Below are 22,916 nucleotides of genomic sequence, written 5' to 3'. Positions count from 1 at the left end.
AGGCTTATTAGCCTTCCCCTCTTTTGAGGGGGCTAGAATACCCTTTGGCTTTTTAAAACTTCTTAATCTTTACTCCTTTCATAAGTTAAAATACACAACATTCTCTTTTCTTAAACAAGAGAAAAGAGAAGTTATCTCCAAGAGATGGTAGGTTTTTTGCAAAGCTCCATAAAATTCCACTTTGTCCTATAGCCATACCCATAGGGTGAGGAATAGGGGCTGTGATTTGTAGTCTATATGAGGATTTTCTCCATATAGGCATAGGAAATTCCCCACATAGTCCTAGTTGTCCTGCACTTTCCCAAAGTATAAGTTCTCTATGAAGCTTATAAATCATACTCGCTGCTATACTAGCGGCGTCTTCTACATAGTCTTTACTTCCCGTATTGCCTGAAAGTGGATAAGCATTACCCCAAGAGCCTTTACACCAAAAAAGAGGGTCTAAGGCAACATTAGCCATAGAGCTAACACTATCAGCCATACAGGCAAGATTTGAGATAGGATTACCAAAGAGTAAGGCTTCAGGATTGATTAAAGCGGTTAGCTCATCATCTTGCCATAAGGGGTCGACCTCTGTCATATAAGCTATATCAATGCCCCCTATACTCATACAAACAAAGTCAGTGAGTATGCTTAAAATCTCAATCACGGGATAAATATAATAATGGCTTTGATAAAAAACTCTTGTTCTATCATTGCCGTCCCCTTTAGTGCCTTTTCCTGCACCGACTAATTCAGGAATTCCAAAGCCAAGTCCCATAAAACAATAAGGGTCTTTCACGCTATCTATCATACGATTTGGCTCAAAATATCCCACAGGTATGCCTATTCTTATAAATAAGGGAGGTGGAGCAGGGCAAATACAAATGGGTGAGCCTACTGCACCTTGAGGGTCAGGCATAGGTCCGTGAGCGACCTGAATTCCTGCCACACTCAAAGGAAAAATACAACTCCAACATAAACTTCCTAAAGTGGTTACGATTTGAGCGGGATTTGGAGTGCAAACAGCTTCTGCTTTTTGTGGAAATAGGGTAATAACACTAACACTTGCAAAAGCGATTAAAGAAAGCTTTAGTTTATTTTTCATTGTTTAGCCTTAAGAGAATTGTTTAAATCTTGTTCTTTGTTTAAACTTGAATTTAAATCAGTGTTTAAGCTTTTGCTTAAATTGTTTTCTAAGCTTTCGTTGGTTGTAATGTTTTGCTCTTTACAAGGAAGACAAATTTCACTGACTTTAATTTTGTTTCCTTCTTGAATTACAATGCTAGGTGTTTTTTCGATTTTAAATTTATCTTTGATTTGAGGCATAAGATAAAAGACTTCTTGTTTGAGTTCTTTGTTTAGCTCATAAAAGCTTCCATTAGAGAGTAGAAGTTTGTGGGTGAGCTTGTTTGCATAGCCACTTGTTTTAAACCACTCCACTTCCTTTTTATTTGTGCCGTCTATGATAACTAAAGCATAAGAGATTTTGACATAATTAGCAGGGTTAAAAGAGAAGCCTTTTTTATAAAGCACTTTTCCATTAACATCTTTTATATCTTCATTGAGCGTGTAAGTTAAATCAGGATAAAATACTCTATCTTCTAAAGCTGGTTTTAGAGGGGTTAAGCCTTTAGGTTTATAGTGGATTACATTTTCCTTAGCTTGTTCTCTAAATTGATTTGCTCTTGCTTCAATCTCATCTTTGTTTTTAGCGATATGTTCTTCTATTAGTTCTATCATATCTCTTTCTGCAAAAGGTTTTACTTCGCCGAGATTGAGTTCTTTTATATTTGTTGCGTAGATGAGGGTTGATAGAGCTAAACTTGTAAGAAAAAATCGTTTCATTATCTATCCTTTTCCAAAATAGCATTGTCAAATAAAAATATCGTATTGTTTAATATGTCATCTTTGTTTGTAAGTCCTGCTTTAACTCTTTGCCAAATTGCTTCTCCTTTTGAATTTCTGTAGATGAAGAAATTTTCAGGTGTCGTGCTAAGTTTAAATTTGGCAATCAAGTCTTTTTTAATATCAATATCAATATATTCAACATTAGTGTCATATTCTCTTTGTATATCATTATAAACAGCTTTTTGTTTTTCATTAATTTCTTGGTTTAAATTGCTTACAAAAACAACATAAGAAAAGTCGTTTTTATGTTTTTTAAAAAACTCAGCTATTTTTTCTTGTTTTTGCTTATACATTTCACTGCGACCAAATTTATCTTCCCTTATTTCAGGATATTCAAGATTTGGATTTTCTAGTAAGTTCAAAGCCCAAACTTTAGCAAATTTTTCAGCTTGGTCCGTCTGCCATTTATTCATAATTTGCATTGTCATCACATTTGTTTTTGTGGGATTCATAATGGCTATTTTTCTTACTTTTTCAAAAGTTTGTGTAAATTCTTCGGCTGTTAATAAATCTAAATTATTTAGTGGTATAGAAGATATGAAAATATCATCTTCATTGATTCTTTTTTGTATTTTAGTTTTATTATCTTCCGTGATATTGTTATCTGCATATTGTTCGTAATAATGCCAACCTCGTTTGCTATCTTCAAAAAAGGCATTAGCTTGCAAATTAACGCTTAACACTAATATGGATAATAAAGAGATTTTATTCACAATTTTAAGTCCTAATCATTTGTTTTTGTAATTATATCATAAAATACTAATTTTTGTAATATTTAAAATATAGAAAATATAGCTTAAAATAAAAAATAATTTTAAAGTATCTTTTATGCAGACAAATTTTTTATTATTTTTGTAGGTCTAAATGTATGGCAAAATAATTTTAAAATTATTTTTATACTAAAATTAATGATAATTTTAAGCGAGAAATTAAATGTAGTTTTTGAGATATTTTTTATTTTTTCGGTTTAGATTGTCTATGTTTTCGTTGCGACTTAAATAAAGCGTTTTAATAAAATTGAGAGAAAATTATAAAGCATATGGGGCATTGTTGAAAGAAATCTTTTGTTTCAGTTTAAAAATGGAAAATATACATAGCATAGAGTTATCTATGATGCCACTACCCATATCCTGTAAGCAATTTGAAGTCCTATTAATCCATAACTTAAGATTTAATTAAGGAATAAATAGTCGCATAGAGGTATCTATAAGACAGCTAGGCATATCCCTTAAGTCTTTCAAAATACTATAAAATCACACTTTAAAATTAGATTAAGCTTGTAATGGTCGCATAGAGCGTATCTATGTGTCAAGTAGTCATACCCTAAATGGCTTTCTAAACACTATAAAATAGAACTTTAATTTTCAATTAAGAAAAGAACTCGTATCACTCTACATTACTATCGTTTTTATGTGCTATGTATTCATACCCTTTATTGCTTTTTATTTTTTATCATTTTCCCCCTATTTTTTACGCCTTAACACTCAATCAAAATCCCACTCTCATACTCCACACTCTTCATAATCTAATTATCCTATCTACAATAACCTTTCCTTTTCCACCTCATTTTCACACTCATCTTTCCTCTAATTTATTCACAACTCTAATCCAAATCCTTAAAACTATAATACCACCCAATAAATCCCTTATTCGCATTTTCAACTCTTATTTTTATCTAAGTTTAAATTACTTGCCCTATAATCACCCTCTCATTTTATTTCAAAGGATTTTTATGAAAAAGTATATATTTTTAGTTGCCATACTTGGCTTTACAATGAGTGGTTGTTTAGACAATGCAAAATCATCTTACAAAAATGAAGTTTGTGTAGCAAGTTTTGAACTCTTATCAGGTGTATCAAAATGTAAAGACGGACAAGTGCTTTCATTTCAACCGCAAAGGTGGGGTAACGAGCAACTTCCTATAATTGTTTCAACTTATTATTGCGATTTTAATTATCCTATAGTGCAGAATAAGGCAGGTGTTACTTGTGTTTATAAACGCAGATTTAACGCAGAAGAAGAGGGCGTAGAAAACAATTCAAGTAAATAATCATTTTCCTTCTCATTTTCACGCAAATGGGAGGAATTTATCATAAAATATTCTAAAATATACCCTTAAAAATTCTAACAAAATTGCAATTTTAAAAACTTTTAAAGCTTTATAATATTGTTAAGTTATTCCTTTTATGTTATTATTTATATAAAAAATGAGGATACAGCACAATGGAATTAAGCAAACATAAACCATCACAAAAGCTTGAAAAAACTATTGATAGTTGGGTTAAAAATCATCATATCTACACCTTAAAAACCCAAGATAAAAGACGCATTAGTTCAGAAAAAAATTGCCTTGATTTTATCCTAAAGATTTATGGAAAAACCGAAAACGATAAGCCATTTGTAAAGGCTAAAGCTAAAATCATTTTCAAAAAGATAAAAAATAAATATAAAGCCAAACTTGCAAGGGTTGCGAGAAATCAAACTCTACAAAAAATTCAGGTGAGATACCCAAATATAGACATTATGAGAGCCTATAAGTATGGGGTATTAAAAAATAAAATCGCTTTAACACCTAACGATTTAAAATATTTTGAAGAGACCCTTGATATTCTTTCAAAACAAGCCATTAAATCAAAAAAGTAGATTAAGGATAACCCCTCCCACCATAAAAATATTTTTTAGCCTCAAAATGCAATCTAAAGCGTTTATTTCTAAAGTTCAATAATACTTTTTTTGACTAGAAATAAGTCCTTGTCCCATAAAATAATGCTATTTTAAAAGAATTTGAAGCCCATAGATTAATCTAGGTGGCTTTGAGAGCTATGGAAGCAAATGGTCTATTCTTTCGTATTCTTCTTGTGTTAATAAAAAGAATAAATATTTTATAAAACATAAATTTTCTTTTTTAAAACCCTACAAAATAGCCATTTTATCAAAAATTAACTGACGCTCAATTAAACCTAAAAAGCACATTAGGATACAGTCAAATACACATTAAGTGCATTTTTTTACTATTTTTTTCCATTTTTAACTTGAACTTACGCTCAACTATACTTTGAGTGTATCTCAGCTATACCTAAACATAACTTATCACTCACATCAAAGTGTAAAATAATGAACTTAAAATAATACATAAATATAATAAATAATGTTAAAAATATATTGTAAATTATTCTTTTTTATGCTATACTTATAAATACATTTAAGGTGCTTTCAAATGAACTTAAAAAGCAAGTTAAATTACAGTAATTAAGAAAGGAAAAGTATGCAACAAATTGCTATAGATATAGGCTATGGAGATACAAAAGTCTATTATGAGGGGAAGTGTTTTAAATTTCCCTCAGCCATAGAGCAAGTAAGACAGGCACAAGTTGATTTGTCTGAAAACAAAAAAGATGTTTATCTTTATAATGGTGTGCAATATAGAGTGGGACAAAAGGCTCTTTTGGGAGCTATCGCTACAAGAGGCTTTAATTTTTTAAACAAATACTCCCCATTATTAGTTTTTCACGCTTTAAAGCAGGCTGAAATTGATTTTGATAAGCCTATTTCCATTGCCACAGGTTTGTCTTTATTAAACTATCAAGTTGCAGAGGATTTTATGAATTCATTAAAAAGTTTTACTATAGGTGAAATTCATTTAAAACCCAAGATTTTTCTTTTTGCTCAAGGACAGGGAATATTTTTAGAGTGTCCTATGCCAAAGGAAGATGAGTTAATAGGTGTTATTGACATAGGATACAACACTTTAGACTTTTTAGTGTTTGATGATAATGAGGCTAGGTCCGATTTGTGTTTTGCTAATCAAGGTGGAGCCAACAAAATCATCGTGGATTTACAAAAAATTCTTACTAGAGAGTATAGGGTAGATTTTAGCGAACAGGAAGCTAAAAAAGTTTTTCTAAATAGAGAGGTCAAAATTGCAGGTCAAAGAATTGATTTTAAGGACACCATAATGTCGATGACTGAAAGATATATTGATTTTGTTTTGGACGAATTCTCAAATAAATGCGGCGACTTAATGATACGCTCTGATGGGGTCATTATAGGAGGTGGGGGAGCTTATTTTTTAGATGAGGAATATATTAGGCAAGAAAGACCGAACATTATCTTGGCACCAAATCCTTATGAATACTCAAATGTTAGAGGTTATTATAAAGGTGCTTTTGAAAATCTAAATTAGAAAGGAGCAAAAATAATGACTCGACAAATCACAATACCTATGAACGAAAATGCTCTTAGTAAATGGCAAAGAGTTCCAAAAGATATGCAAGAAAAAGCCATAGAGGCTTCTTTAATGCTGTTGTGGAGAGACGATGTCTTTTTCCATACCTTTTTTGAGGGAAAAATTGAAAAAGATGAGATAAGAATTCCATTATTTCACAATGAGGACATTATAAATTCTTGCAATGCAGAAGAGGACAATAAGCCCGAGTTTAATTTTTAAAGGATAAGAGTGTTAAGGAAAAATTTGAAATTAAAAATCTTAATGGGAATAGCTGTAATAGCAGCGGTTATAGATTTGTATCTTATAGTGTATTTTGATAGCAAGAAAGACTTTGAAATGACTCTTGCTTCTATCCTTGCTATTTTTCCTTTATTTTTCTTTATCATAGAAATGTGGAATAGATTTGAAAGAAAGGAAGAATATGACAAATAATGCCACAAGATTAGTGATTAATATAAAAAGTCAAGAAGTTTTAGATGTTTTAGAGCAATTGCCAAAAGGTTGTAAAGGCTTGTATATAGAACAAGCTATACTTGAGTTTTCTAGAGCAAAACCAAGAATAGAGTTTCACTTTGATGGTATTACTCGCCCTAAAAGAAAGAGAAAAACTAAAGAGCAAATTCAAAATCTTAAATATGAAAACAAGGGCATAAAGGTCATAGAAAAACCATTGCCACAAGTTGAGGGCGATAAGGGAAAAATGATGTTTGATTTTGCAAAGATGTAAATGGAAAGGACAGAATTATGGAAATGATTTTTTACTATAAAGAGCAGATTTGCGAGGGTAATATAGTAGAGCTTAAAAGTCTTAACGAAAAGCGTTATGGAGTTGTTTTAAAGGGCTTTAAAGTCGCTTTTTATAATTATGATAATGATAAGGACGAACGCTTTAATATAATGGATTTAGGAAAAGTGGGGTGTAGGTTTGAAACAATAAAGGTTGTTAAGAATAAGGACATACTATGACATTAATCAACCTACTCAAAAGAATACTAAAAACAAAGAAGATAACTTTTTCTTTAGTTATCGCTATTGTTATTTTTATAATAAGTCAAAGTCCAAGCTTATCTTCAAGCTTAAACCACAATATACTTTCAAACCTTAATCTCACTCACTTTTTACCACAAAACACCACTCTAACTTACTCCAACATACAAGGAAGAGTTTTAAGAGTGATAGACGGAGATACCATAGAATTATTAGTGAAGCAAGAAGACATTAAACAAAGTCCTAAGATTAAAGTGCGTTTATTTGGCATAGACGCCCCTGAGAAAAAACAAGCTTTTGGAAAAGAAGCAAAAGAATATTTAAGCTCTCTCATTTTAGATAAGGAAATAATCCTCATCATTAACGATAAAGATAAATATCAAAGAACTATAGGCACAATCCTTTTAAACGATAAAGACATTAATAAAGAAATGGTTAAAAATGGTTATGCGTGGGCTTATGAAAGCTATTCTACAAAATATTTAGCCGAACAAGCAGACGCACAAATGTTTAAACTAGGACTTTGGAAAGATGAAAATGCTATAAAGCCTAGTGAGTTTAGGAATAAAAATCGTTAGTTATTTATTATTGTGTTATAATGATGATATGAGAGGAGTAAGGAGATGAAAGCACAAAGTATAGCAAATTCTTTTCTTTATAAAGTTCCCGTGGAAGCAATTGCTCTTAATATAAATCGTTGGAATATGAATAAAAATTAAAGAGTTTTTATATAATAAAGCAAGTGTAAAGGGATAAGAAAACGATATATCCTAACACTTATCTTTTTAAAATGAAGAAAATGTCAGCAGAAAGAAATCGATGGTAGAACAAAACTATGAGTTAAAATTTGAATATCTTGACGAAGAAAATGCTACGCTATTTTTTAAAAAGATTACGGATTTACTTTTAAGCATTGATGATTTGAATCGCTCTTTGGTTTCGGTTTTTGGAGTTGAAGTTGATATAAATATTCAAATTAAATCCATAGAAAAAGGTTCTATAAAAATATGGATTGCAGAACAGCTTAGAAAAATAAGTGATGAGGATATTAAAAACTATGTAAATAATCCAAAAGAATTAATCTCGACTTTACTCATCAAATCTAAAAAGATGATATTGAAAAAGATACAAAATAAAGAATACTTTGATATTCCTAAAGAATATCAAAATCTTGTAGAAGAGAGTGAGTTGAAGCATTATGGTTATAATACTAATCGCTCTAATTTACTCCGCTGCGTATCACAATTAACACATAAAGCAAAGGAGTTTAAACATAAGCCTATGATAATATTTGAAGAAAAAGTAATGGAATAAGTGAAACATTTGATTATGACCCAAAAATGACTGAAGATGTTAAGGAGCATATCAGCCACATACAAGGTGCATTTATTATAAAAAAGCCTGATTTAGCAGGAGAAAGCAAATGGGAAATTATCCACGATAGGGCGATAAAGGTCAAAATTGATGATGAAAATTTTAAAAAGGATTTAAAGAATCGAAGGGTTAAATTATCTTGCGGAGATAAGATAAGAGGGACTTTGATTTGCAAAACTTATATTAGCGAAGATTTGCAGGTTTTAGAAAATGAATACTTTTTAAAAGATATTGAAGGCATTATCGAACCTGAATTAATACAAGAGCAGAATTTATTTGAGAAAGGAAAATAATGTGCGAAAATATCATTAATCATATTATTCATTCTTTTAGACTAATCATTAAAATTGAATAAACTAAAACTTGCCAAAATTCTAAGGACTCAAAATGACACAAAACGAAGTAGAACAAGCACTTTTAAAAGTAGATTTAAAAGAAAATTATAATGCAGATTTGTTTGATATTTCTATTGATAAATTTACAAAAGATTACGAATTTATCGAAGATTTTACAAATATGGATTTAGTAAAATGTAAAGAAAGTGGCGAAGTGTTTCAAGTGCTTTTCAAGCAAGATGATAAAGTAAGGCTTTTAAGATTTAGCAATGTAGAAGCTATGGATAAGTTTAAGCACTTAAGAGGTGCGATGACTAAAATTATCTTAGAGAGTGGCTTTAAGCCTGATTGAGAGGTTTTGTGATGGGAAATTTTAAAGGAGAAATTATAGCAAGTTCCACAAGTTGGTGTTTTTAAGAAGGGATAAAGTAATGGATATTAATTCATTTTACATACCCATTTTGTTTTCATTGGCGATTGCCGTTATATTGCTTATTGTTGTATTGGTGAGATATTTGCATGAGACTGCTGAGTGGCGTAAAGAGAAAAGCGATAACGGTGAAATTGCGGAAAATTGTAATACGATAGACAATAATACTCAAGATTCTCGTAAAAAAGCCGTAAGTTTATTGAAAGATGTTATATTTTTTAATAGCAACCATGATATTGTTAGAAATTTGAAAAAAATTTCTAAACAGCTTGAAGAATTGAATAAGGGCAATAAGGTTAGTAAATCTTAGATTTAATTTTGATATTTCTGCGTGGGACTTATTTTCCAACTCTCTTCTTAAGGGAACTTTGATTTATTCAGAAAATACAATACCGAGCCTATCTCTTAAATGACCTAAACTTCTTCCACTCATCAAATTTTTTCTTTTTATGCTTCTCTATTTGTTTTTCAAGATTTGGAATTTTCCATTTTACATAATGATAACGCCCCTTAATCCACTTAAATTTCCTACCTAGTTTGTAATAAATTTGGTAGATTTTATATGCCGTATTGATAAAATAGAGGATAATTCCTGTCAAGGCAAAGCATATATAAAGAAAAAATGCTATTTGCAAATAATTGATTTCAGGCATAATTATTTTTGCATTCTTCCATTGTTTTCTCTAGCTTCTTTGAGTAAAGAAAGCACCTCTTTGCCATAATTATTATTCTTGATTCTGCCGTTATAGCAAGTGATAGCTTTTTCATTTAAGCCGTGCTTATTAAAACACATTTTTAAAATTTCTGCACCTATAAAGATATTGATTTTTGGGTTTAGTAAATCCTCTTTGCTAATTCCATATTGTTTTTTAAGTCTAGGCAAATGAATACTATTAATTTGCATTATGCCTATATCATAGCTTCCATTTTTGTTTTTCTTACTGATAATATTTGGATTAAGCCTACTTTCTTTATAGGCGATAGTCCATAAAAGCTGAGGGTCTATCCCAAATCTTTTCCCTGCTTCTATATAGTAGTTGGCACTAAGAGTTGTAATGAGAAATGTTATAATAAAAATCTGCCTCAAAGTTAATTTTCCTCGCTTTTTTTCAAAATGGTAATTGATGAGGGTTCAACATATTCCATATCTAGTTTATTTGCTATTTTTTCTAAACTTTGCGATGTTTTTACCATAATTAAATTCCAAAGTTTTAGAGTTTCGTCAATGCTGTCATAATCTATTGTTACGCCAGCTGATTTTTTAAGTTTTAAAAAAATATCATTGGCTTTAAAAGCTAAGTCAGCAATCATTTCCGCTTCTAAGGTATCTACAAGAATAATTTTTGAATTTTTTCTTCTCAATAAATCAATCCTTCTCTTTTTCAAATCTTTTACCTCCTAAATATTTTTATTAAATTGCAACACTTTAATAGCCTTTAAATCACTGTTGTTTTTCATCATTTCTAAATCACTTGGGCTTAAACCGAAAGTTTTTTTGGAATCAAAGGGTATGCAGTAAAAATCATAATTTTGTTTATTTTCTACAAGAGTGTATCTTGAGTGATAAAAGCCCTTATCAACCCCCACAAACCATATTAATCTTTTATTTTCATCGTTGTGATAGCGATAATGTCTAATTAAATAATTAGCCTTACGCTCTATATTTTTCACACTATCTTTTAAGGCAATGGATAAAGCTTCCATTAGGCATTCTTTGCTTACCAAAACCAAATTTTTATGAGTTATGATTTGCACGGCATTCACAAAGCCTTTTTGTTTTGAGGTATTGATTTGATTTTTTAAAATCTCAAACAAAATTTGCTCTATCTTTTGTATGTCAAAACTTTCTTCCAAACTTCCAACAACTTCAAGTGTATCAACTTTTTTATCAATGCTTTCAAACATTTCGAGTGTTTCTAAAAAATCATCTTTCAAATCCTTTTCGCTCTTTTGTTCTGTGGCTTCATCTTCGTTTGTCTCGGTGTAATCCTTAAGTGAAATTTTGGATTTTTTATTATTTTGTAAGTCTTTGTAATCTTTATAGATGATATTTTCAAGCCCCGTAATACTTTGTAGAGCTATTTTGGCTCCACAAATGGCTTCTTCAATATCAGCACAGTCTTTAAACATAGCAAATCCTATTTTTAAATTTTTATCTTTTTGCTTTAAGATTTCCCCAAAATCATAGAAAAAATTAAAAGCATTAGTTTTATTTTTTTGCTCTATGAGAATAAAATATTTCTCATTTTCCTTATAAATTTCCTTTTCTAATGCTTTAAATAAGATGTGTGAAAATGTTTCTTGTAAATCCTCAAGAGAAATTTTGGCTTTTAAAATAAATAAGCAATAATATTTTTTCTTTTCTTCAAAAGATACCTTATTATAAGTTGTTTTTAAATCGTTTAGATTTCGTATTTCTTCTGATTTTTGGACATTTTGTTGTGAATTTTTATTTTGATTTTCCGATTGTAAATTTGTCGGCGTTATACTTGGGGCAAATGATGGATTTTTCTTCAAATAATCATCAAGTTCATCTTCTCTTGTTTTTTTATCTGCCTCTACTAAAAGCTTGAGTAGTATTTCATCTTTTTCTATCATACCATTATGATGTTTTTTAACCGCATTAGCAATCTCGTTTAATTCGGGGCAATCTTTAAATCCATCATATAAAATCATATAAGAAAGCTGATGGTGTGGAACAGATTTTTGCAAAGCACTATACACAAAATCTTTTGTATTATTTTGCGAAAGGGTGGAAATAATGACTTCTTTTTTGAGATTATAATTATTAATTTTACCTATGTCGTGTGCGAGAGCCGCAATAATAGCTTTTCCCATAAATGATTTTTTATAAGCTCTTAAATTTTTATCCTCATTTAGTAAAGATATAATTTTTTTAGCCACGCTTAAAGAGTGTTCGTAAAGGCTAATTTCAGCATAAATATCATATCTTGTTTTTCCATCAAGCGTAACTATTTCAGCACCTATTTTTGGGGCATTATCGTTTCTTTTGGTATTTTTTCTATCTTCGCCATAAAAACGGTTTGAATCTTCTTTGCAGTGCGAAACAACACTAGGGCAATCCTTGTTCTTTTCTAGCAACTGAATTAGCTTTATGATACTTTCTATTTGCTTTAAATTAAGGTAGTTTAAATGATTTTTAAGTATCTCGTTGCAAAAAATTAAAGTTTTTTCATCATTAAAATTTGCCACATTAAGCATACTCATTTTGGTGTCATCAGGTGCAAAAATAGGTTTTTTTAATTCTTGCATTAGGGTATCTTGCAAAACAATTTCTTCTTCATTGAGCCAAATTTTAGAAAGTTCTTTGATGTCTATTTTTTCAATTTCTGATTTATCCAAGGGGGATTTTAATTTATAGTTTTGATAAAAGATAATGCTAAGAAGTGTAATCTGTTCTAAAGCAAGAAAAATGGCAATTTCTCTATCATAAATATTCATCAAATATCTATATGTATTTAAATCAAAAAGTATTTTTAAATGAAAATTAATAATGCCTGTGTTTTTATAGATTAAAAACCAAACGAAACATAGTATCCCTAAAACGCTCCAAAATGTATAGTAGAAAAATTTTCTAAAAATTCTATGTTTGTAAATAAACTCCATCACAGCTTCAATTAAATCAAACATTAGCCAACTTTCTCGTTACATTTGGCATTAAAACTTGCAATTTTCCATCGCTTACTCTTAAGGTTTTTCCCTTAAAACGCCCCTCAAATCCAAAATAATAAAATTCTCTCTTTTGTAGAGTGGTAACATCATCATTTTCAATATTTAATTCTTCAACTTCCCTTGAGGTAATACCTCCCTCAACTGTTAAAAAGTATGAAAAAGCTCTACGCTTTCCTCCTAAATCAGAAATCATTTTTGAGCTTTTTGTATCGTTTAAACGCATAATGATTTTTGTATTAGTGAGTTCTAAAAGCCTATTTGCTCCGTCTTGTCCTATTTCGGCTGCTAAATCGGCAGCAGATTGAGTAAGACCCATAATGGCTACTCCCGCACCTCTTGCTTGTGCGTAAAGTGTTTCTATGCCTCTATACACTGAAGAAGCAGCTTCGTCAATGTAAATTTTGAGTGTATTTTTAAATTTCTTACCTGAGGCGTAAATTCTACCCACGCAGGATTGAATCATAGAAATAGTTACCTTTGAAATAATGCTTGAGACTTGCCTTGTAAGCATTGAGCCTGTCATAATATATAAAAGCACACCTTCATCATTTTGTAGCTTATCAATAAAAGTATTTTTTTGTGCCATACCTATAATTTTTCCCACATTACCCATAGTCATTTGGGTGAGTGTTGTCCTTAAGGTGGAAGATACCTTTGCAAAATAATCTTGCGGGGAGGATAAAACCCTCTCATATAAAGAAAGCAAACCTTTAAGTTCCGAATCTTCATAGCCATTTTTTTGAATTTCTTCAAGTTTATCTCTAAGTTCAATCAAACCGCCATAATAAACCTTTTCTGCTATTTCTTCAAAATTTAAAGTGGAATTATCGTTTTCATAACGCCTAATGACAAATAAGGCTTTAACAACGGCTGTGGTTGTTTCATTAGCCACATTATAAAAAAACTCATCTTTAGCAGGCACACCTGAAACGATGTGGGCTATAACCTCTTCTTCCATATAGTAATTTGCCAAAGGATTAATTTTTATGGAGTATTCGGGATAAATTGGCGAAAGAAACATTAATTCCTGCTCTCTGCCACATTTTTTAGCGATTTCAACCATTTTTGAGAAAAGTCCTATATCGCCCTTTGGGTCAATGATGACGATATTTTTACCTTTAGGAATATCTTGTTCGATAAGTCCCTCAATCAACCTTGTTTTACCAACACCTGTGGAGCCAAAAGTAAAGGTATGATTTTTGCTATTATCGTCAATTTGATAAATGTCAATCAGCCTTTCTCTTTTTTTATCTTCCAAATCAAAGCCTTTGCCGATGAGAGTTTTTTCTTCTTCGTGCTTTTTTATAAATAAATTAAAAAATGAGCCAAAAAACGCCATTTGTTTTTCTTTAGTGTTTAATTTGTTTTGGCAAGTCAAAATTTAAACAGCAATTTTTGCGGTTTGCTCTACTTGCAACGATGAAGTATTTTGCTACATCCTTTGAAAACAACCCATTTATTTTGTTTTTCATTTTTTATCCTTTTATAATTGACTTTATGCTCTTAATACTCATCATAAGCATTTTGATTATTTCTTTTTAAAACTCTTTCTCTATAACCCTTATAAAAAATGGTTAAATAAGGTAAAAATGCAAAAATACACATTGAGTAAAGCAAAGAATAGCTAGTGTCGTGTAGGGCTGGGATAATGTATTTGTAATAAAATACATATAGTTGCTCAGTGTTGATATTTGGCTTAAAATATTGAACGAGCCATAAAGTCCAATCCGCCCAAGAATAAATTACTTTTGGATTATTAAGAGAAATTTCTTTAAGCCACGAAAATAGCCAAAACACTACAAAGCCTTTTGGTAAAAAAGAGAAACTTCTGCCGTTCATTAGAGCAAAAATAGCTCGGCGAGTAAGCAATCCTTTGTAGTATTTGGAAATATAAATCATAAATAATGTGGAAATTAAAATGGGAGCATAGGAAGTGAGACTAAAAAATATTTGTTCGTTGTAGGTTAAAGATTTATTTAAAAAATAATATTTGTAACTAGGATAGATAACCTGTAAAAAACATAGTAATCCTGCAAAAATAAAGCTTTCAAACATACCGCTCTTAAAGCCTATTTTTATGTAGTCTAGAATTTGTTCTATAGTAAAATATTCTTTTGGAATTTCATCACTACGCTCTTCGATAACATGGTATCTTTGGATTTCGCTTAATGCGTGAAAAATATGTCTTCCGCCGCCCCCATTTCTTTCTTTTAACTCCCCAAAATCTAAATTTGGGTGGGCGAATCTTCCTGAGCCATAATTATTAATATCACCTCTGCCACCTACATTTCCACTACCTTGTTGCATTATGTTCCTTTATTTTCTTAACTCTATTTTTATTTTTGTGTTGGTAATTTTTGCCAAAGATTTTATTTGTTCTTTATTTGGTCGTTTGGTGCAAAAAACAAAGCTTTGCTTTCCTATGTCTCTTGCAATATGATAAACTTCACAATCGCCCATAAAATCATTAACTTCTTTGTAAAGTATGTTAATATGCTTTCTATCTAAAATCAAAGCATTTTTTCCCAAAAGTCCAAATTTCTTAATATGAAAATACATTTTTTTATCCACATAAAATTGCTTGGTTTTAAGGTCTTTAATAAATATATTTTGATTGGGGCAAAATGCGTATCCAAAGCGTGTTAAAACTTCAATTCCTTGTTTTTTTATAGCTGTTATTTTTCCTTCAATGATTCCGCCTTCTTGTTTGATGATATTTTTGATAGCTTTACGACTTTGCATAATCGATTCTTTTCTAAGAGTGTATATAAAATCATCGAGTAATTTTTGATATATATTTTGTTTGATTTTGATGTCTTGCTTTCTTCTCTCTCCAAAACGATTGTAGATGATTTCGTAAAAATAAAGTTTATTGTTTTTAAATTCTGAAAAAAGTTTTCCACACTTTAGATTGTGTTCTAATGTGCTTTTTAGACAATTTAGTATTTGACTAATTTCCATGTTATATTCTGCAGAAAGTGCTTTAAAAAAATCAAAACTCGTTAAAATCATCTTTATGCTCCTAGGAGATATGAAAAGTTATTATAGCATAAAAATAATATAATTTTATTCTAAATAGTATTATTTTAAAAATTTACTTCTTTGCACTCATAGTAAATATTTTGAGAAAAAATGATATTATCCATAAAGTGTTCGATTGTCTTTCCAAAATTAAGACGGCAACAAAGCAAATCTACACTTTATAGGATTTGCAACTTAAAAATTTTAATTGAGGATTTTAACACTATGGGCAAAAATAAGAAAGTCAGCTTAGAAATCATAAAGAAAGTTTTTAGAGAATTTATAAATGGCAAAGATTTAAATGCTGTTGCTAAGGAATATAATTTCCAAAAAACAACTTTTTACACTTGGAGGGCTAAATATCAAGACCTTTATAATGAAATAAAAAATGAGGATTTGGAGGAACTAGAAAAAAAGCATATTGAAGCCATCTACAATTCAATTCCAAAAAGATTTAAAGATATTAGAGAGACTATAGGTTTAACACAATTTGAAATGGCAAAGGCTTTAAATTCTTCTCAAAAAGCTATTTCATTTATTGAACTTGGAAAAAATCAAATTCAGGTTTCAATGTTTTTAAAACTTTACAAAATTTATGGAGTTAATCCAAATTATATTCTTTTAGGTGAGGGACATAAGTTTTTTGGGAATAAGCCATTTTCAAATTAATACAAAGATTATCAGATTGTTTGTTTGAGACGAAGTAAATATTGTTTTCTTGCTCTTCTAAGAAAATCATAACATAATTGTGGGAATTTTAAATTTTCTACACTCCCATAATCAAACAAAAACACCCCTTAAATCAAAAAACTTTTCAAAAACATAAAAAGATACTAGTAGCACTAATAAAATCAATTTAAACTATGTTTTTGTGCGTTTAAACACTAATCCTAAAAATCAACTAAAGTTAAAAATCAAAAACAACCAAATTTCAAAACAAGACAACAAACGAGAAACTAAACTAAAAATATTCCTTAGGGGAACAAACATTTAAACTCAAAAAGCAAATCAAACTTTTTTAAGAATTTAAAATCTATTTTTTTTTTTTTTTGAAATTTTTAAACTCCAACGATGAGTATTAAAAATTTTGATAAATTGCTTATGGGTGTGAAAAAAGAAAAAAATGAGTTGCACCTAAGCATATAGATAATATTAATTTTATTAATGTCTTGTCTTAAAAGATTAGTAATTAAATTTAATGTCTAGTCTTTAATTTTGATTGACAATTAAATTTAATAAATTTATCTTCGTCAAAGAAGAATATTAATTAAATTTAATATCTAAATCTATGTAGATGAATATTATTAATTAAATTGGGAATACTTAAGAAGATGACTATTTAGTCCTACGGTAAATTTAATGCCTTTTCTTAATTTCTTTTTTACTACACTAGTTTCTTGAAAATTTTCTTGAAGGGCGTGATTAAATCAGTTCCGCTTTGTTTTAAAAAATGCCTTTAAAACTCTATTTTATAGTAATTTGGTGAAAAAAAGAAAAGCTAAATAATAAAAATTATCTAAAAGTCTTACAAAAGCCTATAAAATCATATTTTTAAGTTTTATTTAAGTGATTATATCAGTTCCAGAAGTGATTAAATCAGTTCCAAAAAATTTTAAAGTTGCCAAAAATTCTTTAGCTATAGAGACTCAACTGATATGTTTGAACGCCTATTCTATAAATGCTTTAAGTTTTATTTAAGTGATTAAATCAGTTCCGACACCGAATTTATAGGCTTTTGAAAAACAATATTTTGATAATAAATATTATATAATTTTTAAGATAAAATGATTGTGCCTTGAAGCCGTAAAAATTCTTAAAAGAAATTTTTAAAATATTTTAGTTTTTTTTTGAATATTTTTAACTAAAAATTTATACCAACTATTGACATAATTAAAATTTTTTCTTATAATGGTGGCTTCAATTCAATTTTTTTGAACAGATGTAGTATCAAGGAGTTATAGGACCACGCCTCCTACCTTGACGGACTTTCTGAACTGTGGGTCAGATAGAAACAGGTTGTGATAGTTAGATAGAAATAATTCGGTTAAATTTCTAGCCGAAACAATAAATCCCTTCTAATTGCTGGAAAGTTCTACTCGAGAGCTTTTAAGTGGAGAGTAGATAGTATGCAAGGCTACTCGTTTCTTGCAGTTTTAAGGCTTGTCTCTATGGTGATTTCTAAAGAATAGATTTGGTTATCTTTTTCTTAGCAATCCCTTTCATCAAATTTGATTTGGTTTTTACTTTATCAATTATGGTTTAGTTTTAACCCCCTATCATCTTTATGAAAAGAGCCTAGTTTTAAAATAAAGAGTGGATATACTGCTTGATTTTTGAAAGATTTTCAAGCACTTAAAGGTAATGCTTTAAGGTAGAGTAAAAACTATCCACTAAGAGATTATCAGCAGCTAAGATTCTAAGTTTAGAAGAGATGAGCCTCTTTGAGGGGTATTTATTTGAGAGCAAAAGCTTTTCCTTAGCTATTTTATTTCTTTTGGTTTATTTCCTTACAAAAGAATGCTCCTTTTAGTCGTTAAGCTTAAATCTCAAGTTAATATTTCCAAACAAAGTATTTACCGTGTTTCTTTTTTAAAGTAAAAAAAGGGGGATAGAAATATCCCTCAAAGAGGCTATGTGAGATGAGTAGAGTTTGTATAGCATTGATATAAATGAGAGCTTTCCTTTCTCTTTCCATTTATTTTAGGGTCATTCTTTTAAATCACCTCCCAAAAGATTAACCCATCAATGCCAAACTCACGAATTCTACTCATCTCATATTTTCTAAATAAGAATAAAGTTCAGAGACTATCCAAAGGCTATTTTTACAATAGACCAAGTAGAGTAAATCATAAGCAGCATAAAACCCATTTTTAATCTTCATTATAAGGTTACACACCTTAATTCAAATTCCAAATCAGTTTAAATCGTTTCAGTTGTAAGCCAAAAGGCTTATTAAAGACTTTTCAAAATTTCAAAAGGACAAATAATGGCAGAAGCTAAAGGTAAAAACGCAGAACAAAAACAAGCAGAAGTTGCACCACAACAAAAAAGCACAAGATTAAGCAGAGCGGAGTTTATCAAACAAACTATGGATAGAAAGAAAAGAGCCATCGATGAAAACCGTAACGCTCAAGTATTTGTCAGCGATTCAGTTGCAGGTGCTGAGATTTTTTATAATCTTAGAATGATAGATTCTATGGATAGTGCCATAAGAAAACTATGGGGCAATGGCATAGAAACAAAAGAAGTAGAAAAATGGATAAAAGAACTCGGCGAGATTAAAACTAAAATCTCTAATCTAGAAAGCTTTGGAAGAGAAATCCTTATCAAAATAGACAATACAAGAAACATTGACAATTTTGATTTAAGAAGAATAATCCAAAGAGAAATTGACAAAAATAAAGAGGAAAAAACGGCTTGATTAAAATGGGTTTTATGCAATGATGATTGAAACGGAGGGAGCTATGAATTTCATAGCAAGATATAGTCCGTTCTCTAGTGTGAGCTAGAGCAGTCATCATAAGAAAGCTTTATGCTTTCTATATGTTTGACGGGTGTAATTTTGCGACTTACGCCGAACACACAAGAAAATACTTTTTACACGAATTAAGAGCAATTTATTGCTGATTGATATTTCCTTAAGTGGGAATTAGTTCTTAGCTAAGAACACAAGATTTCCACTTTAAAGGAATTTTCTTTGTGTTTTTATCTAAGACTTAGTTCTTAAATACTACACAAAGGATTACTTATGCAATTGCAAAAATTTTCAAGTTTAGAAGAGTGGTATGATATTCGTATTGCTGTCTTAGAAGACAGGTTATACAGTATCAACCGTTTTGAGGAGGAGGAGCTTTATGAAAATATTGATAAGAAGCTTAGTGAATGTTTGGAGTTTTATAATGGTTATTTAAGTTATATCAATGGGTATTTTCCTTTTGAAACTTTTGAAAAATTTGTAAAATTCTACACAAATTCTCGCTTTTTACGAGACAAGTTCTCATATCACTTCCACAAGCTCTTTAATATACCTTATTTGTTGCCTAATCCTAGGCTAATTTAATACACAATCCCCTAGAGGGATTGTTCTTTTTTGTTTTATCAAAGCAAAAAGAACTTTCCCACATAAAGGGGCGTTCTCTTTTGTTTTTATAAGACAATCGTCTTAAAAAATTTTATCTTAAAGGAGAACACATGTTCAACAAAATCACTATCTTAGGAAATCTTACTAAAGATGTTAAATTAACCACAACTCAAAGTGGCACAAACATAGTTACAAATACTATTGTTTCGTCTCACAAGAAAATGGTTAATGGGGAACTCAAGGAAGAAACTTGCTTTCTTGATATAGTTGTTTTTGGCAAAATGGCTGAAAATATGAATCAATACCTTCACAAAGGCTCTAAAGTATTTGTTGAGGGTAGGCTAAGTCAAGATACTTGGCAGGATAAAGAGGGTAAAACTCGTTACAGCTACAAAGTTGTAGTAGAAACGATGAAATTCCTTGATTCTAAGGCAAAGGCAGAGCATACTCAAACTACACCAAAGCAAACTGAAGCTAAAGAAGCAGAAGCAGAACTTGGTGAAGATGAGGGTATTCCTTGTCCTTTTTAATTGAAATCCTTACCTTAGGGATATTTTTCCGTAAGATTAAGGGGAAATATCCTTATTTTTATCATTTTTATGGTATGATTGAGGAGTAAGTAATGTTAAAATTCTTGGAAAATGTTGCATTAGGTGTGTTTATTAATTCACTTTATGCTTTTGGTATGGATAATAATAGCCTAGACAATTATGTCGTTATGCTTTTGAGCTTAGGCACTTTATTATTTGTTTCCTTGATAAAGGAGAAATAGCGGTATGGGACAGAATATCATTTTAGCCATAGCGATTGTAACTTTTTGTGCCTCTTTGTATCTTTATATTAAAGATAGAGCAAAGAGAAAAAAACAACACTAACTAAGCTTTAAGTCTTTCTTAAAGGCTTAATCTTTAATCTAAGCTTTTAGCTTAGTCCGCCCAAGGTTTAGGGATAGAAGTTTTTATCCCTACTTGGGATACTTCTATTCCTTTTTTCACTTTCACTACAAAAGGAATAAAATGATTAGACACTTATTTTTAGACTCCATAGGTGATTATGTGCTTGAAAAAACGCATAAAGTTGCTAAAAAACTTGATGATTTAAGAACCAAGCTTTGCGAAGAAAATGATGTTTTCTTACCTTATTTTGATGAGGAATATCAAGATGATTTTCAAAGAGAGCTTGAGTTTTGGTTTAATGACAATTATTCAAGTAATGTAGCTTTTGCAAATTTTAGTAAGGAAGAAACAGCCTTTCTAACAAGCATTTATTATTACTTTGATATGGACGAGTTTTTAGAATTTGACACTATAAGGAAAAAGTATGGCAAAAGAGCTTTAAGGCATATAAAACATGCCCCTGAGTTTTTTCATATTGAGCTTTATATCGACAACAAGGATTTTTTCAACGAAAAACTTGATGTTAATGATACGAGGAATTTTCCTAAAATGGCTGATTTAGTGGAAGAGAGTTTTTACCCTCTTCATCAAAAGCTTTATGCTCTTTTTGAGGATAAGGTTAGGGAATTAGAGAAGAGTTTGACTGAGGAAGCATTTTTAAATGTATTTAAGGTCTCATAAAACAATCATTATGCTATAATGAAAGGAAAATAATGCAAGGAAATAATATGGAGCTTGGTTATGATAAAAAAGTGCTTATCGCTCATTATATTGATGAGTTAATCAAACGCTTTAAAATCAATATCAATGCCGAAGACAAAGAAGCTCTTGTTAAAGAAACTCAAAATGTTGTAGGATTGATTGCTAAGGAAAATCTTTTAAGTTCTCAGCAACTCAAACAAGACACTAAAGATTCTTTAGAAAAAGAGTTGGCAACTAAGGAATTTGTAAGAAGCGAAGTAGAAAAAGCCAAAACCGACCTCATTAAATGGATAGTGGGTATGCAATTAGCTGTTGGTGGTTTAATCGTTGCTTTGATTAAATTTCTTTAATTCTTAATTTTTAACTATACAAACCTCTAGTTGAGGGATAGTTTTATCTCTCGCAATGGGGATAATACTATTCCTTTTACAATTTATTTTAATTTTAAAAGGAAATACTTATGTCAAATCTAACAAACACAAATCAAACTCCACTTTTTAGTGCTGAAAAAATCGAACTCATTAAAAAGCAATTCTTTCCACAAAACGCTAATAGCATTGAAATGGAATACTGCTTTAGTGTCGCTTATCAATACAATCTTGACCCTATTCTAAGACAAATTTTCTTTGTTCCTAGACGCAGCAAAAATGCAGAGGGTAAATGGATTGAAAAGATAGAGCCACTTGTAGGTCGTGATGGTTTTTTAGCCATAGCTCACAAAAGTGGTGAATTCGCAGGGATTAAATCTTGGAGCGAAGTTAAAAGCATACCTAAGCTTGAAAACGGCTCTTGGAAAAATGTTTCTGATTTAATCGCTATTTGTGAAGTGTATCGTAAAGATAGCGATAAGGCATTTAGAGTAGAAGTTGCATATAGTGAATATGTGCAAATGACTAGCTCGAATGAAATCACACACTTTTGGAAAACAAAGCCTGATACTATGCTAAAAAAAGTAGCAGAATCACAGGCTTTAAGAAAGGCGTTTAATCTTTCAGGGCTTTACTCACCTGAAGAGCTTGGACTTGGTATTGTTGATGAAAGCAATGCTGTCATTATTGACACACAAGCCGTGCAAAACACAGCCGTGGTTAGCAATGCTTTTAGTGATGATGAAAAAGAAGCTCTTAAGGCTTTAGGTCTTAGCACGGAAGAAAAAGAAGGCTTTGTGAGGCTTGTAGGTAATACTTATGGGCTAAGTGATAAAATAAAAGCTTTTGGCTACAAATTTAATCCTGAAAAGAAAATATGGTTTAAAAAAATAGCCTAGCTTCGCACCTTT

31 protein-coding genes are annotated in these 22,916 nt (G+C 30.3%); 20 read left to right on the top strand and 11 right to left on the bottom strand.

The window, feature by feature from the left end:
* Positions 1-85: 85 nt before the first annotated feature.
* The 3 genes from CHELV3228_RS05310 to traF are packed head-to-tail and all read right to left on the bottom strand — an operon-like array spanning position 86 to position 2,603.
* On the bottom strand, positions 86-1,087 hold the full coding sequence (locus CHELV3228_RS05310; RefSeq protein ID WP_082199875.1) for a TraU family protein: 1,002 nt from the start codon (positions 1,085-1,087) through the stop codon (positions 86-88).
* Positions 1,084-1,827, bottom strand: coding sequence for a chromosome segregation protein ParM (locus CHELV3228_RS05305; RefSeq protein WP_082199874.1), 744 nt, complete (start codon positions 1,825-1,827; stop codon positions 1,084-1,086). The genes CHELV3228_RS05310 and CHELV3228_RS05305 overlap by 4 nt, the downstream gene beginning before the upstream one ends.
* Positions 1,827-2,603: a conjugal transfer protein TraF gene (traF, locus tag CHELV3228_RS05300; protein ID WP_082199873.1), complete on the bottom strand. Its 777-nt coding sequence runs from the start codon at positions 2,601-2,603 to the stop codon at positions 1,827-1,829. Before traF ends, CHELV3228_RS05305 begins: the two co-directional genes overlap by 1 nt.
* Before the next feature lie 1,019 nt (positions 2,604-3,622).
* Between traF and CHELV3228_RS05295 the strand changes: the two genes are divergently transcribed.
* The 12 genes from CHELV3228_RS05295 (at position 3,623) to CHELV3228_RS05245 (ending at position 9,554) form a co-directional block, all read left to right on the top strand.
* Positions 3,623-3,940, top strand: coding sequence for a hypothetical protein (locus CHELV3228_RS05295; RefSeq protein WP_082199872.1), 318 nt, complete (start codon positions 3,623-3,625; stop codon positions 3,938-3,940).
* A gap of 173 nt (positions 3,941-4,113) precedes the next feature.
* Positions 4,114-4,533 (top strand): hypothetical protein, encoded by a 420-nt coding sequence (locus tag CHELV3228_RS05290; RefSeq protein ID WP_082199871.1) that lies wholly within the window; start codon positions 4,114-4,116, stop codon positions 4,531-4,533.
* Between the two features lie 622 nt (positions 4,534-5,155).
* Complete coding sequence (locus tag CHELV3228_RS05285) at positions 5,156-6,073, top strand: ParM/StbA family protein (RefSeq protein WP_082199870.1); 918 nt, start codon at positions 5,156-5,158, stop codon at positions 6,071-6,073.
* Between the two features lie 15 nt (positions 6,074-6,088).
* Entirely contained in the window at positions 6,089-6,337 is a 249-nt protein-coding gene (locus tag CHELV3228_RS05280; protein WP_082199869.1) for a hypothetical protein, read from the top strand.
* A gap of 42 nt (positions 6,338-6,379) precedes the next feature.
* Positions 6,380-6,550: a hypothetical protein gene (locus CHELV3228_RS05275; protein ID WP_156890192.1), complete on the top strand. Its 171-nt coding sequence runs from the start codon at positions 6,380-6,382 to the stop codon at positions 6,548-6,550.
* Entirely contained in the window at positions 6,540-6,845 is a 306-nt protein-coding gene (locus tag CHELV3228_RS05270) for a hypothetical protein (RefSeq protein WP_082199867.1), read from the top strand. The genes CHELV3228_RS05275 and CHELV3228_RS05270 overlap by 11 nt, the downstream gene beginning before the upstream one ends.
* Positions 6,846-6,862: 17 nt before the next feature.
* The gene (locus CHELV3228_RS05265) at positions 6,863-7,084 is read left to right on the top strand and encodes a hypothetical protein (RefSeq protein WP_082199866.1); all 222 of its coding nucleotides are present in this window, start codon (positions 6,863-6,865) and stop codon (positions 7,082-7,084) included.
* Positions 7,081-7,683 (top strand): thermonuclease family protein, encoded by a 603-nt coding sequence (locus tag CHELV3228_RS05260; protein ID WP_082199865.1) that lies wholly within the window; start codon positions 7,081-7,083, stop codon positions 7,681-7,683. The genes CHELV3228_RS05265 and CHELV3228_RS05260 overlap by 4 nt, the downstream gene beginning before the upstream one ends.
* Positions 7,684-7,924: 241 nt before the next feature.
* Positions 7,925-8,419: a hypothetical protein gene (locus CHELV3228_RS10295; RefSeq protein WP_167562801.1), complete on the top strand. Its 495-nt coding sequence runs from the start codon at positions 7,925-7,927 to the stop codon at positions 8,417-8,419.
* 26 nt (positions 8,420-8,445) lie between these two features.
* Positions 8,446-8,772 carry a hypothetical protein gene (locus CHELV3228_RS10290; RefSeq protein ID WP_167562800.1) on the top strand — a complete coding sequence of 109 codons (327 nt, stop codon included), beginning with the start codon at positions 8,446-8,448 and terminating at the stop codon, positions 8,770-8,772.
* A gap of 94 nt (positions 8,773-8,866) precedes the next feature.
* Positions 8,867-9,166 (top strand): hypothetical protein, encoded by a 300-nt coding sequence (locus CHELV3228_RS05250; RefSeq protein WP_082199864.1) that lies wholly within the window; start codon positions 8,867-8,869, stop codon positions 9,164-9,166.
* A 79-nt stretch (positions 9,167-9,245) separates the two neighbouring features.
* Positions 9,246-9,554 carry a hypothetical protein gene (locus tag CHELV3228_RS05245; RefSeq protein WP_082199863.1) on the top strand — a complete coding sequence of 103 codons (309 nt, stop codon included), beginning with the start codon at positions 9,246-9,248 and terminating at the stop codon, positions 9,552-9,554.
* Positions 9,555-9,642: 88 nt separating this feature from the next.
* Here the strand turns inward: CHELV3228_RS05245 and CHELV3228_RS05240 are convergent, their stop codons facing one another.
* The 8 genes from CHELV3228_RS05240 to CHELV3228_RS05210 are packed head-to-tail and all read right to left on the bottom strand — an operon-like array spanning position 9,643 to position 15,949.
* Entirely contained in the window at positions 9,643-9,897 is a 255-nt protein-coding gene (locus CHELV3228_RS05240) for a hypothetical protein (RefSeq protein ID WP_082199862.1), read from the bottom strand.
* A gap of 2 nt (positions 9,898-9,899) precedes the next feature.
* The gene (locus CHELV3228_RS05235; protein WP_082199861.1) at positions 9,900-10,331 is read right to left on the bottom strand and encodes a lytic transglycosylase domain-containing protein; all 432 of its coding nucleotides are present in this window, start codon (positions 10,329-10,331) and stop codon (positions 9,900-9,902) included.
* 2 nt (positions 10,332-10,333) lie between these two features.
* Positions 10,334-10,606 carry a hypothetical protein gene (locus tag CHELV3228_RS05230; RefSeq protein ID WP_167562799.1) on the bottom strand — a complete coding sequence of 91 codons (273 nt, stop codon included), beginning with the start codon at positions 10,604-10,606 and terminating at the stop codon, positions 10,334-10,336.
* Between the two features lie 36 nt (positions 10,607-10,642).
* Positions 10,643-12,895, bottom strand: coding sequence for an HD domain-containing protein (locus CHELV3228_RS05225; RefSeq protein ID WP_082199859.1), 2,253 nt, complete (start codon positions 12,893-12,895; stop codon positions 10,643-10,645).
* The gene (locus tag CHELV3228_RS05220; protein ID WP_082199858.1) at positions 12,888-14,276 is read right to left on the bottom strand and encodes a type IV secretory system conjugative DNA transfer family protein; all 1,389 of its coding nucleotides are present in this window, start codon (positions 14,274-14,276) and stop codon (positions 12,888-12,890) included. The genes CHELV3228_RS05225 and CHELV3228_RS05220 overlap by 8 nt, the downstream gene beginning before the upstream one ends.
* 10 nt (positions 14,277-14,286) lie before the next feature.
* Positions 14,287-14,409, bottom strand: coding sequence for a hypothetical protein (locus tag CHELV3228_RS10690; protein WP_255303413.1), 123 nt, complete (start codon positions 14,407-14,409; stop codon positions 14,287-14,289).
* Positions 14,410-14,440: 31 nt separating this feature from the next.
* Positions 14,441-15,244, bottom strand: coding sequence for a hypothetical protein (locus CHELV3228_RS05215; protein ID WP_082199857.1), 804 nt, complete (start codon positions 15,242-15,244; stop codon positions 14,441-14,443).
* Positions 15,245-15,253: 9 nt separating this feature from the next.
* Positions 15,254-15,949 carry a hypothetical protein gene (locus CHELV3228_RS05210; protein WP_082199856.1) on the bottom strand — a complete coding sequence of 232 codons (696 nt, stop codon included), beginning with the start codon at positions 15,947-15,949 and terminating at the stop codon, positions 15,254-15,256.
* Positions 15,950-16,183: 234 nt separating this feature from the next.
* On the opposite strand from CHELV3228_RS05210, the gene CHELV3228_RS05205 reads away from it, so the two are divergent.
* The 8 genes from CHELV3228_RS05205 (at position 16,184) to bet (ending at position 22,904) form a co-directional block, all read left to right on the top strand.
* Positions 16,184-16,627: a helix-turn-helix domain-containing protein gene (locus CHELV3228_RS05205; protein WP_159445022.1), complete on the top strand. Its 444-nt coding sequence runs from the start codon at positions 16,184-16,186 to the stop codon at positions 16,625-16,627.
* Positions 16,628-18,944: 2,317 nt separating this feature from the next.
* On the top strand, positions 18,945-19,379 hold the full coding sequence (locus CHELV3228_RS05200) for a hypothetical protein (RefSeq protein ID WP_082199854.1): 435 nt from the start codon (positions 18,945-18,947) through the stop codon (positions 19,377-19,379).
* A 327-nt stretch (positions 19,380-19,706) separates the two neighbouring features.
* Positions 19,707-20,018 carry a hypothetical protein gene (locus CHELV3228_RS05195; protein ID WP_082199853.1) on the top strand — a complete coding sequence of 104 codons (312 nt, stop codon included), beginning with the start codon at positions 19,707-19,709 and terminating at the stop codon, positions 20,016-20,018.
* Positions 20,019-20,149: 131 nt separating this feature from the next.
* Positions 20,150-20,569 carry a single-stranded DNA-binding protein gene (locus CHELV3228_RS05190; RefSeq protein ID WP_082199852.1) on the top strand — a complete coding sequence of 140 codons (420 nt, stop codon included), beginning with the start codon at positions 20,150-20,152 and terminating at the stop codon, positions 20,567-20,569.
* 92 nt (positions 20,570-20,661) lie between these two features.
* Positions 20,662-20,811 (top strand): hypothetical protein, encoded by a 150-nt coding sequence (locus tag CHELV3228_RS10075; protein ID WP_156890191.1) that lies wholly within the window; start codon positions 20,662-20,664, stop codon positions 20,809-20,811.
* 244 nt (positions 20,812-21,055) lie between these two features.
* A complete protein-coding gene (locus CHELV3228_RS05185) occupies positions 21,056-21,616 on the top strand; it encodes a hypothetical protein (protein ID WP_082199851.1) in 561 nt (186 codons plus the stop codon).
* Between the two features lie 32 nt (positions 21,617-21,648).
* Positions 21,649-21,987 (top strand): hypothetical protein, encoded by a 339-nt coding sequence (locus tag CHELV3228_RS05180; RefSeq protein WP_082199850.1) that lies wholly within the window; start codon positions 21,649-21,651, stop codon positions 21,985-21,987.
* Between the two features lie 110 nt (positions 21,988-22,097).
* The gene (bet, locus tag CHELV3228_RS05175) at positions 22,098-22,904 is read left to right on the top strand and encodes a phage recombination protein Bet (RefSeq protein ID WP_082199849.1); all 807 of its coding nucleotides are present in this window, start codon (positions 22,098-22,100) and stop codon (positions 22,902-22,904) included.
* Positions 22,905-22,916: the final 12 nt, after the last annotated feature.

The sequence above is a fragment of the Campylobacter helveticus genome (genome assembly GCF_002080395.1).
In the GTDB taxonomy this organism is placed as follows: domain Bacteria; phylum Campylobacterota; class Campylobacteria; order Campylobacterales; family Campylobacteraceae; genus Campylobacter_D; species Campylobacter_D helveticus.
Note: the sequence above shows the minus strand (reverse complement) of the source record. Positions and strands in the feature narration are given on the sequence as shown.